The organism is Deltaproteobacteria bacterium (assembly GCA_020845895.1).
In the GTDB taxonomy this organism is placed as follows: domain Bacteria; phylum Lernaellota; class Lernaellaia; order JACKCT01; family JACKCT01; genus JADLEX01.
This window is the reverse complement of record JADLEX010000029.1, coordinates 1-12,532: the sequence shown is the minus strand read 5'-3', so window position 1 is coordinate 12,532 and position 12,532 is coordinate 1. Positions and strand designations below refer to the sequence as shown.

Annotated in this window: 10 protein-coding genes; 3 read left to right on the top strand and 7 right to left on the bottom strand. The window is 64.2% G+C overall.

Translation table 11 applies throughout. The features are described 5' to 3' along the window. Together IT350_03575 and IT350_03570 are read left to right on the top strand one after the other, a co-directional pair. A partial coding sequence (locus IT350_03575) for a type II secretion system F family protein (protein ID MCC6157106.1) occupies positions 1-654 on the top strand: 654 nt, incomplete at its 5' end. A 28-nt stretch (positions 655-682) separates the two neighbouring features. Continuing rightward, on the top strand, positions 683-1,795 hold the full coding sequence (locus tag IT350_03570; protein MCC6157105.1) for an ArsA family ATPase: 1,113 nt from the start codon (positions 683-685) through the stop codon (positions 1,793-1,795). Between the two features lie 12 nt (positions 1,796-1,807). Here IT350_03570 and IT350_03565 read toward each other — a convergent pair whose 3' ends face one another. Both IT350_03565 and IT350_03560 read right to left on the bottom strand, forming a co-directional pair. Next, the gene (locus tag IT350_03565; protein MCC6157104.1) at positions 1,808-2,665 is read right to left on the bottom strand and encodes an N-acetylmuramoyl-L-alanine amidase; all 858 of its coding nucleotides are present in this window, start codon (positions 2,663-2,665) and stop codon (positions 1,808-1,810) included. Further along, on the bottom strand, positions 2,665-4,503 hold the full coding sequence (locus IT350_03560; GenBank protein ID MCC6157103.1) for a hypothetical protein: 1,839 nt from the start codon (positions 4,501-4,503) through the stop codon (positions 2,665-2,667). Before IT350_03560 ends, IT350_03565 begins: the two co-directional genes overlap by 1 nt. Before the next feature lie 218 nt (positions 4,504-4,721). On the opposite strand from IT350_03560, the gene IT350_03555 reads away from it, so the two are divergent. Next, positions 4,722-4,922, top strand: a complete 201-nt coding sequence (locus tag IT350_03555; GenBank protein ID MCC6157102.1) for a hypothetical protein — start codon at positions 4,722-4,724, stop codon at positions 4,920-4,922. 10 nt (positions 4,923-4,932) lie between these two features. Here the strand turns inward: IT350_03555 and IT350_03550 are convergent, their stop codons facing one another. The 5 genes from IT350_03550 to IT350_03530 form a co-directional block, all read right to left on the bottom strand. Further along, the gene (locus IT350_03550; GenBank protein ID MCC6157101.1) at positions 4,933-6,489 is read right to left on the bottom strand and encodes a hypothetical protein; all 1,557 of its coding nucleotides are present in this window, start codon (positions 6,487-6,489) and stop codon (positions 4,933-4,935) included. A 204-nt stretch (positions 6,490-6,693) separates the two neighbouring features. Further along, positions 6,694-8,070: a metallophosphoesterase gene (locus IT350_03545; GenBank protein ID MCC6157100.1), complete on the bottom strand. Its 1,377-nt coding sequence runs from the start codon at positions 8,068-8,070 to the stop codon at positions 6,694-6,696. Next, a complete protein-coding gene (locus IT350_03540) occupies positions 8,067-8,663 on the bottom strand; it encodes a hypothetical protein (protein ID MCC6157099.1) in 597 nt (198 codons plus the stop codon). Before IT350_03540 ends, IT350_03545 begins: the two co-directional genes overlap by 4 nt. Next, a complete protein-coding gene (locus IT350_03535) occupies positions 8,656-10,647 on the bottom strand; it encodes a hypothetical protein (protein MCC6157098.1) in 1,992 nt (663 codons plus the stop codon). Before IT350_03535 ends, IT350_03540 begins: the two co-directional genes overlap by 8 nt. Before the next feature lie 136 nt (positions 10,648-10,783). Continuing rightward, positions 10,784-12,385 (bottom strand): hypothetical protein, encoded by a 1,602-nt coding sequence (locus IT350_03530; protein ID MCC6157097.1) that lies wholly within the window; start codon positions 12,383-12,385, stop codon positions 10,784-10,786. Positions 12,386-12,532: the final 147 nt, after the last annotated feature.

The following is a 12,532-nucleotide window of genomic DNA, read 5'->3' as shown; positions in this document are numbered from 1 at the left end:
GTGGTCTTCGTCATCCCGAAGCTCTCGCAGATCTTCGCGGGCATGAACAAGGCGCTGCCGCCGATCACGATGGCGTTGCTCACGTTCGCCAACTTCGCGCGCGGCTACTGGTGGCTGATCCTCGCGGTGATGGGCGCGGCGTTTTACGCGTTCAAGCGCTGGCAGGCGACCCCCAAGGGGCGCAAAACCTGGGATGCCTTCGTTCTAAAAATGCCGATCTTCGGCGCGATCATCCGCAAGACCGCCGTCAGCCGTTTCTCGCGCACGTTGGCCACGTTGCTGCAATCGGGCGTGCCGATCATCAACGCGATGAACATCGTCAAAAACGTCGTCAACAACGTCATCATCGAAAAGGCGATCGAATATTCCCGCGACAACATTCGCGAGGGGCAGTCGATCGCGAAGCCGCTGGAAAACTCCGGCGTGTTTCCGCCGATGGTGATTCATATGGTCGCGGTCGGCGAACAGACCGGCGAGCTGGAGGACATGCTCTTCCGCATCGCCGACGCCTACGACCGCGATGTCACGTCCACGATCCAGGCGATGATGTCGCTGCTCGAGCCGCTGATCCTGCTGGTCATGGCGGGGGTCGTGCTGCTCATCATCCTGTCGATCATGCTGCCCATCATGGACATGACCTCCGGCCTCAAATGAGCGACCGGCGGCGAACGGCGGATTGCGCGTGTCGTTCCAGGAATTCGTAAAAAGCCGGCGAGTGGTGATCTGCTGCGGATCGGGCGGCGTCGGCAAGACGACCGTCTCCGCCGCGATCGCCGTGCGCGCCGCGACGGAAGGGCGCAAGACGCTCGTGCTCACCATCGATCCCGCGCGGCGCCTCGCCGATTCGCTGGGCCTCGCGGAACTCGGAAACAAAGCGAGCCGCGTTGCCCTCGGCCCGGGCGCGAAGGGCGAGCTGTGGGGCATGATGCTCGACGTGAAACGCACGTTCGACGACCTCGTCGATCGCATCGCGCCGAACGCCGAGACCCGCGACCGCATCCTGCGCAACCACTACTATCAGCAGGTCGTGGGCGCGCTGGCGGGCAGCGAGGAATACTCGGCGATGGAAAAGCTCTACGAGATCGCCGGCAACACCGACTACGAACTCATCGTGCTCGACACCCCGCCCACCAAGCACGCGCTCGATTTTCTCGACGCGCCGCGCCGCATGATCGAGTTCCTCGACGGCAAGGTCGTGCAGTGGTTCGTGAAACCCTACCTGCTCGCGGGCAAGATGGGGTTCCGCTTCGCGCAAAAGGGCGCCGAGATCATCTTCAAGGTGCTCGAAAAGGGAACGGGTTATCAGACGCTCGCCGACCTGTCCGAGTTTTTCCTCGCCTTCGACGGACTCTACGACGGCTTCAAGGCGCGCGCGGGCGCGGTGCAGCGCCTCATCGCCGATCCCGAGACCGTTTTCGTCGTCGTCACCACGCCGCGCCACCCGGCGGTGGACGAGGCCGCGTATTTTCGCGACCGGCTCGTGGAGAAGCGCCTGCCCATCGGCGCGGTCGTCTTCAACCGCGTGCACGAGCCGCTGTGGACCGGCGATCCCGACGCGGCGCTCGCCGCCGTGGAATCGGCGCTGGGCGAAATCCCCGCCGAATACGCTCCGCTCGTGGACGCGCTCGCCGACCTTTCCGCCGATCTCGACCGCGTCGCCGCCGCCGAGGGCGAGGTCATGAGCGGTTTCCTCGCCCGCATCCCCGAAATCGATCTCGTCGCGCGCATCCCCGCGCTCGCGGTCGACGTGCACGACGTCGCGGGACTTGCCGTGGTCGGTCAGCACTTGGCCTGATTCCGTTCGGAGCTACTTCTTCGTCGCCGGTTTCGGGAGCGGTTCAAGCACGCCCGCGGCAATGGCATCGACGAGCCCCCGCTCGATCGCCGCGAAGAGCCGCGCGCGCGTGCGGTCGAACGAAAACTGCCACGCCTCGACGGGATTCGTCATGTAGTGCGTCTCGATGAGCACGGCGGGCATGGTGGCGGGCCAAATCATGCGGTGGTCGGTGCGCTCACGCACGTACACCGGCAGCGATTCGTGCGTTCGCTGATAAGTGAATTCCTCCGGCGCCTCGGGCCCGCGCGGTTCGGTGAAGCGCGGCCCCATGCTGAAATCTCGGCGGAATCCGCCGTCAAACAGCGCGCCGGCGAGGGTGTCGGCCAGCAAGGTGCTGCGCGGGTCGTTTTGCGCAAGATACCAGATCACGCCGAAGCCCGTGCGTACGTCGACCGCGCCGTTGCCGTGAAGACTGACGTAGAGATCCACGCCCGCCGCGTTTGCGATCTCGGGCCGCTGCGAGTTCGGCAGATCGACGTCGGTCTCGCGCGTGACCAGCGCTTCCCAGTGCCCGCCCGCGCGCAGATGCTCGGCGAGGCCGAGCGCGAAATCCAGGTTGCGGTCCTTCTCGCGCTTCCCCCACCACGTTCGCGTGCCCTCGTTTTCGCCGCCGTGTCCCGCGTCGATCATGATTCGACGCACCCCGAAGTCGTCCGGGTACGTCACGATCGCGGGCGCGGGAGCCGAACACGCGCGCACGGCGGCGAGCATCCACACGAAGCCGAGCGCGAAAACGGCGGGACCGGCGAACGCCAACGCGAGTCCGAACACGTCCGCAACGCGCGGCTCGCGTTTCGAGGCGGTCGGGCGACGCGCGGCGCGCGTCACTAGTCGTCCTCGCCGACAAATCCGAAATACCGCGCGGCCCAGTAGGGCAGCAGATAGTCCGCGGGCTGGAATACGAGCTGCGGATTCGCATCGCAGTTCTGATGCTCGTAGGGATTGGCCCACCACAGGAACGTGCGCGGGCAGCGCTGGTAGACCGGCACGGGATCGAACGTCAGATACTCGGAGGGGAAGCGACTCTGGCAATCCCAGTCGGTTGGGTAGTCGGCCTCGCCCACGTGGATTTCGGGCGACGTCTTCGACTCGGGGAACTGACGCAGGCCGCACATTGCATCGCGCACGGCGTCCGTGTCCGCGCCGGTCGTCCCCGGCCCCATGGCTTTCATCCCGGCGTAGAGAATCGACCATCCGGCGTTCTGCTGGTTCGCCATCTGCCGGTCGTTGCCGGGGAAGTAGAACATCTTGTTTTCATAGATGTCCTGCGCCGTCGCGCGCAGCGCCGGGTCGTGTTCGTACCAGATGAATTGGAACATCCCCAGCCACATCATCGCGAAGTTGTTCCAGTTCGACTTGCAGGCGTCGCGGCTGCCGAAATACAGCCCCGTGAACCACAGCCAGTCGGCGAACGACGACGGAGGCGTGAGGTATCGGTCCAGGCAGTCGTGCGGCCCGTCGCGCTGGAGGAGGCAGTTCTCGTAATAGTCCTCGAGGTCCGGGTCGTCCGTCGCGTCCGCGCCGATGAGGATGTAAGAAAGCCCGAGAACGGCATTGAAGGCGGGGAAATCCAACAACGATAGCGGCCACAGGCTTCCGTGTTCGACCACGCGGCCGTCCCAGTCCACGAACGCCATATCGTTGGTCATCAGGTGGACGGCGACCTTGCGCGCGAGCTCCGTCGCCCGCGCGTGAATGTCCGCGTCGTCCACGAGCTTGAGGATCGCCGCGAGCGCCAGCATGTGCCCCGCGTATTCGTCCTGCGATACGTTGTCGAGCCAGCACCAACCCGCGAATTCCTCGGGCACGACGTGCGCGGTGCGCACCCAGTCGGCCGCGCCCGCATCGTAGATCAGGATGGTGCCGTCGGTGTCGACCTTCACCCACCTGTTGTCGTCTTTTTCCTCGTCGGGGACGTACTGCGAGGGATTCGCGGGGCACGACATCCCCACGATATCGGGCGGGATATACTCGCGGGTAAAGATTCCCGGAACGCCGGTGATGGCCATGCCGATCTCCATGCCGTCCATCATCACGTCGAGGTTCGCGAGCGCGTCGGCATCGCCGGTCTCCGCGTAGCGGAACGCCTGCGACGCGATGTAGAGCCCCGTCCACAGGCCGTCGTTCTCACCCGTATGCCAGTCGATCACGTCTTCCCACGTGCCGTCCTCCTCGGTGTGCGGCGCAAAGAGCGTGACGTTGTGGACGCGCTTGTCGTCGGGGTGGATGTGCAGGCGCGGCGCCAGCTCGTCGTACTTCGCCGCTTTTTCCGCGAGCGTCATCGCCGTCGCGTGGGGATCGTCGGCGCAGGCGTCGTACGCGGGCGAGCCGTAGCGCCACGGGTCCACGCACGCGCCGTCTTCGCAGAGCTTGCCCTGGTCCCGCATACACGCCGTGATCGTCCACGCGCCGCCCTCGCACACGCGAAGCTCCAGCGCGTCGTCCGAACACGCGCGCTCGCCGTCGGCGCAGTCGGCGTCGTCGTCCGGCAACGGCGGGAACGTGTCGTCGTCGCCATCGTCGTCCGCGACATCGTCGTCCATGTCGTCATCGGCCATGTCATCGTCGACCGCCGCGTCGTCTTTCGAGGAATCATCATCGTCGCCCGCGCAGCCGAACAGCGAGGCGGCGAGGGCAAACACAACCAGCATGTGTGCGGATTTCATGGCGCAATCGTATCACAAGGCTTGCCGCGGACACGAGTCGGGTGTCGGCGCGCATCCTTACTCGATGGCGTTTCGCGGGTGCATCTTCAATTGCGATGCGTGCGACGGCTCGCGCGACGCGCAGTCGGTGGCGTTTTCGCGCCACGCGGTGCTGCGCTCGCCGGGGCGCGTACGCGACCCGATGCCTGAAGTGGGACGGAAGCTGCCGGCGGGCCGACGTGCAGTTAATGGACGCAAACGGCGACGGATCGGACGCCGAGTTCGAGCGCTACGCGGCCAACGGCGGGCGGCGCTATCCGCTGCTCAACGCCGCCTGCCAAACGGGGCTCTACCTGCAGCGATGGTTCCCGGGCTTCGTCAACTGGGCCGCGGAGACGATGATCGGCGCGGGCCGCCTGTTCGGCGAGACGAAGGCGTAAGCCGCCCGGCTCACCACCCGCACCCGTCGTCGTCTTCGTCCGATACCGAGACGTCGTCGTTCGCAAGGTTTCCGATGTCGTCGTCGGTCGCGTCATCGTCAGCCGCATCGTCATCGGCGACGTCATCATCGACATCGTCGTCCGCGTCGTCGTCAGGCGGCGGGCCGGAACACGACGCGTCGGGATCGTCGGTCAGCCGATAGCGAATCAGATAGGTCTTGTAGAAATGGGCGACGGGAGTGTACGCCGTGTCGTCCAATGTGAACGTCGCGGCGAGGAAAACACTCCCATTTTCGCCGGCTACCATCGATGTGGCGATGTACCCCTTTTCATCGGGCCACTCGGTCGGTTCCTCGTACGACTCAGAATCGACGAGTTCGCCGAGATCGTTCACCAGATGCGTCGTCACGGATGCTTCCGGTTCCCCTTCCTCGAAATAGACGACCCCCCGACAGGGCGGAATCGCCAACCGGGACTCCGAATCCGTGATCGCGGATTGCCAGATCGGGGTTCCCGCGACGTCGCGCCGCGTCAGATCGAATTGCGCGGACGCATAATCGACCGTGTAAAAAGACCCGTCCGGGGCGATCTCGAACTCTGGCCCCGCTTCCCACTCCCAGAGCACGTCGCCGTCCACAGGATCAATCCCTCGCAGACGGTCCCCCGCCGCGATCCATAGTCCGTCCGGCATCAGACCAATCGACTCCGGAAAACTATGCGGCCAAGAGTGCGTCCACTCGATGTCCCCAGCGTTCCCCACTCCGATCAGACGTCCGTCCACCTCGGCGTTCCGAACGCGATAGTAAATCGCCGTCCGATCGTCCGGTGCGCCCCAGATGAGCGGCCTCTCCACGCTGGCGTCCTCCCGTGGAAGATTGAGGTTCCAAACTTCCTGTCCGGCGGTCGTCAGGCGTACGGCGAAGTATCGTCGTTCGGTGCATTCGTCCCAATTGCCGTTGAGGCACACGTCTCCCACCGCCAACAGGTCATCCCCTTGCCACGAAACCGAGTAGAGGTCCGCGTTACTGGCGACTTCCGAAGTCGTCTGAGGGAAGTATTCCAGCACGGTCGTTCCACTCGGATCGATGACCGCCGCATAGGGAATGTTTTCGGCGCACTCCATCGGAGCTTCTTCCATGTACTCATCATAACGTTCGCACAGGTACCCGCTGACCGCCATGTAACCGTCTGCGCGTACCGCGAGGCTCTCGGCTTGGCACGCCAGAGCATGCTCGTCGTCAACTGCCGAATCGGGTACGAAAGTCGCGGATATCGATAAATCCTGGGAATATCGCCGAACTTCAAAGTCCCTGCACAGGAGATAGAGTTGGCCATCGCCTCCGATCTGAACGGAGCCCCGCAGGCAGCCGGTATCGACTTCGCTTTCGTACACGAGTTCCGCAATTGCAGGCGCTGCCCAGCCGAGACAGACGGCGAAGATGGCGAGGGCGATGCCGGTCGAGATGATGCATCCTCGAGGTTGGCCTCGCTTGGGATGGGAGTTGCGCTGAGGCTCGAACTTCTGATTCGCGTTGAAAGGAAACGTCGAAATACTTGTCGCGGACATTGAACCCTCCAGTCCAAACATCTCTAATTTTCATGGTACCACAAGTGGCAATAAAGCGTAAGAATAATTACGAATCTAGAAACAAACGAAAACCCCAAGCCTGATTCCGCGTTCCGGCGGCTCGTGAACGAGGGGGCCTCAAAGCGGCACTCGAATTTCCCGCTTGAGAGCCCCAAGCCTCAAGTCCCAGGCCTCAAGTCGTTCTCAGCACCCACACCCGTCGTCGTCGTCATCATCGTCGTCGCCGTAGGCCGGGATGTCGGTGGACGTGTCGTCGTCTCCTGTCACGTCGTCGTCAGCCACGTCATCGTCGGACGTGTCGTCGTCCGCGGCGTCCTCGTCGCGCCAGTCGGGATAGACGTAGCGGAAGCTGCGGTCGGCCGTGTCGCCGAATTGCAGAAACGGCGCGAAGCCGAAATATTGGTCCTGCGTCATCGCGCTCCACACGAGACACTCGTCGCAGGCCGAGCGGTGGAAGGTCTGCGTGTAGCCGCCCTCATACACGCGGATCACGCAGTACCCCATCGGGTACTCCTTCGTCGCGGGCGTTTCGGCGTAGGGTAGATCGCCGGTCGCTGTCGCGAAATGCACCGACGCGCGGTGGCTGTGGCCCGCGAACATCCCCGCGATGTTGTCGTAACCGCCGAGCAGCTCGGTGAGCGCGAACGCGTCGGACGTGTTGACGCTGTAAATCGGCGTGTCGGTCGCGAAGGTGTGGTGCGCGAAGATCATCACACGCAGGCCCTTGGCCTCGGCGTCGTCGAGCACGTCGCGCAACCAGTCGATCTGGTCGTCACGCACGTCGCCGCTGCCGTTTGCGTCGTTGGTGTCCACAATCACGAGACGCACGCCCGATTCGTCGAACCAGAAATCGGTCTCGGTGATCCCGAGGATCAGCTTGAAGTAATCCTCGCCGTGCTGGATGCGGTCGTGATTGCCGCGCGCGAAATAGATCGGCGTCGCGAGTTCGCCGAAGATGTTCAGTGTGTTTTCGTATTGCCAATCGTCGGCGTCGGCGGTCACGTCTCCCTTGTGGATCACGAACGCGGCGTCGGTGGCGTTGATGCCCTCAACCGCCGAGCGATTCGTGAAGAGCCAATAAGGATTGTCGGGATCGTCCCACGTGAAGCCCGGTGTGAGCGTGAGCGATCCGACGCGGATGAGTCCCGCGACGTCCTCGCCGACATGCGTGTCGTTGACCGTGGCGAAGGAGAAGAGGAATTCACCCGGCGGCGTACGCAGCGTGCGCGCCCAGCCCGGCGACCACATCGCGACGTCGTAATTCACCGGGTCCGCGCCATCGATCGCGTAAAAATAAACTGTATCCGGATCGAGACCCGTGACCTCAACCAGATGGTGTGTGCGCTCGCCGGGGATTTCGATCGCGTCGTCGGGGGCAAACTCCAGCGGACCGAAGGCGAGGCGTGTCGGCGCGGGTTCGTCGGTCTGCCAGCCGACGGAGAATCCGTCCTCGCCCACGCCGAGCAGTTCTTCGAAGACGACCTTCGCGGCGAGGGCGTTGGACGCAGCGAGAATTCCCGCGACGGCAATCAGAACGGCGAGCCGAATACGCCGCGTCACTCGACGACCACCGTCCCGCCGAGCCAGCGCGTCACCTCGACCGTTTCCAGCCCATCGTCGAGGACGTGGCTGCGCTCGTCGTTGAACGCGATTTCGGTCTCGCCCGCGCCGGTCGCGCGGAAGGTGAGCGTGCCGATCTGCGTGGCGTCGTTCGCGGAGACGGTGCCGCTTTGCGCTCGCTCGCGGGCAAATCCGAATGCGCCGCCCGCGCCGCGATCCGCCGCCCCCGCCAGCACGGACGCGCCGCCGGCGCTCATCGCCGCCGAGGCTTCGCCGCTTTGGAGCGAGACGACCCCCGCGTCGTACATCAACTCGCCGGCGAGCCCGAAGATCGTCGCGATGCCGCGCGCCTTGACCGCGAGTTGCACCGTGTTCGTGTCGAGATCGACCTCGATAAGTTCGAGCCACACGTCGCCCGCCGCGCCGCCGCCGGAAGCCGGCGTAAACTCGATCGACGTCGCGTCGAAGCCCGAGTCGTCATCATCATCCGAAGCCGAACCGCCCCCGCCGCCGTTGCCGTCGTCGTTCTTGCATCCCGCGAAACAGAACATCAGCGCAAGCAGGGCGAGAACCATCGTGATTCGCTTATCCATCGATGTGACCCTCCGCGCCGAAGTTCGCGAGCGACGCGTCGATGTCGTCCGCGTCCACGTCACCGTCGCGGTCGAAGTCGCTTTCGCTCATGTAGTTCCATGCGTCGTCGCCGCCGGTGATCGCGCCGCCCGACGACCAAGCCCAGTAAATCAGGTCGATGCCGTCCACGATGTTGTCGGAGTTCACGTCGCCCGTCAGCGCGGGAAACTTGTCGCCCCAGATCCGCGCGTCGCCGTCGGCGCGCACGCCGCGCACATTCGAGTCGTAAGAGAACGTCTCGTCGGCAACGCCATTTTCGTTGAACTCCATCGCCTCGACGCGTGGATCGTCCTCGTCCTCCAGCCAGATCGTCACGGGAATCGGCAGGTCGAAAACGTCGCTGTTCTGCACCTGCTCGACGCGCACCTGAACCGTCTGACCCGAAAATTCGGCCGACCAGCGATACTCGGGGAAGCCCGTGTGCGAGACCCACTGGTAGAAAAACGCGTCGAGATCCGCGCCGGTTTCGGCTTCGAGCACCGTCTGAAACTTGTCGAAGTCGATGGACTCATTCGACGCGTCGGCGCGATACGTCTCGGCGTAGGTCTTCAGGGCGGCGAGGAATTCGTCGCGGCCGAGCCACCACTCCAGCATGCGCAGCACGTGCGCGCCCTTCCAGTAGGTCGCGGCCTGATACGCAAGCGAGTCGCCCGAGAAAAGTCCCTCGCCCGTCATGGGCAACTCGTTCTCCGGGCCGACGTAGAACAGGAACGCCAGGAAGTAAAAGTCGTAGAGGTAGTCCTGGTAGTACGCCGGCCAGACTTCGTATCCGTAGAGGCGCGACGAGTACTCGGCGAAACCCTCGTTGAGCCACGGCGAGTAGGGATCGCCGAGACGCACCATGTTGCCCCACCACTGGTGGCCGATCTCGTGGGAATAGATCGACTCCGCGCTGAACTGGTCGGGAGGCGTGTTGAGCGCCGAGGCGTAGTAGAACGTCGCGGATTGCGGACCGACGCCGCCGCCGAGTTCGTCGCGTGTTTGAATGATGTCGTGCTTGTTGTAGAGGTACGGCGAGTAAAAATCCGAGAACGTGTCGATGATGTCCGCACCCGTCTGCGCCCACTGGCCGGCGTAGTCGGTCGTGCCCGAATGCACGAACGCCGTGACGGGCACGTCATCTCCCGCCGTTGCTTCGAAGGTCTCGAACGGCGCGGCGGCAAATCCACCGTAGGTGTTGTTGAAGTGGCCCTCGAAGTGGTGCGTCCACTCGCTCACGCCCTCGTCCACACCGACAGGGTCGCTGGTCGTCGCGACTTTCCAGTCGGGCGGCGTGACGATGTCGAAGTCCGTCGGCCCGCCCGCGTAGAGGTCGTCGTACGAGTACGGTGCGGACACGGGCAGGAAATCGACGCCCGTGAAATACACGATATCCGCGCCGACGCGGCAGAACTCCATGCCGAAGAAATCGTCGGGCGCGCACTCGGGAGCGCCGGAGTTGGTGAAATGGATCGTGAGCGTGTCGCCCTGGTTCATCGTCGCGGGCGGCGTCACGATGAGCACCTGCGACGGCGCGTCCCAGATCCAGTCGAGGTCGTTGTCCGACTCGTCTTTCACGGCCATGGTCTCGAGCATTTCCACGAGCAGCTCGATCTCCTCCACGTCGTCCTCGCGAGCTTCGAGTTCGATCTCGGCGGCCAGGTCGATCGTGCCTACAACCGTGTCGAACGTGATCTCCGCGGAGGAGTGCGTGACGAGCACGGAATTGATGAGCGCCTTGCCCCGTGGGGTGACGCGCGCGAGTCGCCGCTTCGCCAGCGCGTATTCGGCCTCTGCTTTCTTCTCGAGCGCGGCCGCGTGAGCGCGAGCAAACGAACGTGCCTCGATGCCGTTGCGCGGATCGAAAGCCGCGCCCCGCGCCGGACCCGCGAACACGCCCGCGGCGAACGCGATCAGTGCGAGCGCGAGCAGACGGTGCCCTCGAAATCCCGATGGATGTGTCATGCGATGGCTCCGAAACGTCGGCGAATCCGCCGAGAAAAATCGGCGCATATTACCACGAACCGGGGCGGGAAACGACGCCGAGCAAGGGCCGCTACCCCTCTCCCGCCCCGCGGGAGAGGGGTTGGAGTGAGGGCTGCTACTGATCTTTCGTCAGCCGGCCCAAATACGCCGCCGTCCAGTACGCGGCGAGGTAGTCATGCCCCGAGTTGACGATCGTCGGATCGTCCGATCCGCACGCGTCCACGGCGAATGGGTTCTTCTGGAACATGAATCCCGACGAACACTGCTGATCGACGGGAAACGCCTCCAACGCCTGCACGTTCGCCGTGCCCATCACTTCTTCCAGAAACGGGAACTGCGTCTGCAAATCGTTGAGAAGCACCGAGAACGGATCGGGCGTCCAGCCCACGCGCGCGTCCAGATAATATTCGACGTTGGGCGCCGAGTGGAACGCCGTGAGGTCTTCCTCGAGCTGAACCTGATAGGGGTCGTCGCGCTCGGGCACATAGGCGTCGGTGCTCATGTAGATCGCGGTGAACCACGGGTTGTGCGAAAGCCGCGTGAACGTGTGCACCTGCGTGTCGAAGACGTCGAGCAGGAAGGCATAGTCCTCGGGACTGAAATACGCCTTGCCCAGGCGCAGCAGGTTGAACCAGTTGGTGTGTGCGAGGTTGTTGCCGTAATACTGCGCGTAGTGGTTGAACAGCGCGATGGACGAAAACTGGATCTGAAGGCGTTGCGAATCGCGAATCCAGGTCCGCACCTCGTCGGCAAAGCGTTCCTCGCCCGTGATGTGGTAACCGATCAGCGCCCAGTCGAGCGCCTGCGGGGGCAGGATGTCCGGCGCGGCGTCGGTGCGCTCGCCCGCCTCGTCGATGATCCACCAGTTGTTGGCGATCACGCCGTCGAGCACCTCGGTCATCACGTCGCGGATCGTTTGGCGCGTGTCCTCGTCGTCGACGAGGTCGTAGGCGAGCGACATGCCGTAGAACCACCCCGTGTACTGGTCGCGGCTCGTCTCGCCCCACCACCAGTCGCCGGCGAATTCGCCCGACTCGACGTGGTGGCAGCGGTCGTTGGCTTCGCACCACGGGTGTCCGCCGTAGCTGAGGATCGACTGCGGCGCCCAGTAGCGCGCAATGAAGCCCGGCGTTTCGGTGACGTAATAGTAACCCGCCAGCACGTCCACCATGCGCACCGCGTTGTCCTTGGCCACCGGGTCGCCCGTGGCGTGATAACGCAGCGCCTGGGAGCCGAGATAGGTGCCGGTCCAGATGCAACTGTCGCCCCAGCCGTGGTAGCCGGTGACGGTGGTGTGCGTGTCGTCGGAAAACGTCGTGTGGATGTTTCCGCCGTAGCCCGGCTGGTGCCATTCCTTGTGCCACTCGTCGTATTCGTCGGCCTTGGCGCGCAGATCGCCCGCGGTCGGGGTCTCGTCGTAATCGGGATTCGCGACGTTCGACTGCGGCCAACTCGCGATGTAGTCGTCGGGAAGCTGTGTGTCGTCGTCGCCCGTGTCGTCATCGGCGTCGTCATCCGGCAGCGGCGGCCAGGTGTCGTCGTCGCCGCTGTCGTCGTCGGCATCGTCGTCCGTCGCGTCGTCATCGACCGTGTCGTCGTCCGGAATGACGGCGGAGTCGTCGTCATCGTCGTCGTCGCCGCAGCCGCACGACGCCACCGCGAACATCAGCGCGATCGCCCAAACCGCGTTCACCGCCATCCACCAACTTCGCGTCATTGTCATCTCCTCGTCACGAACCGAGCCTGTCCCGGATTCCGTTGAAAGTTGAAAAGGGAACGGCGGTTGCCTACCGTCCGGGTTGCGAGACCTGGACGACCTTTTCCAAGGAGGACCGCCGTGAAGGGACGATACCAAAAAGGGACG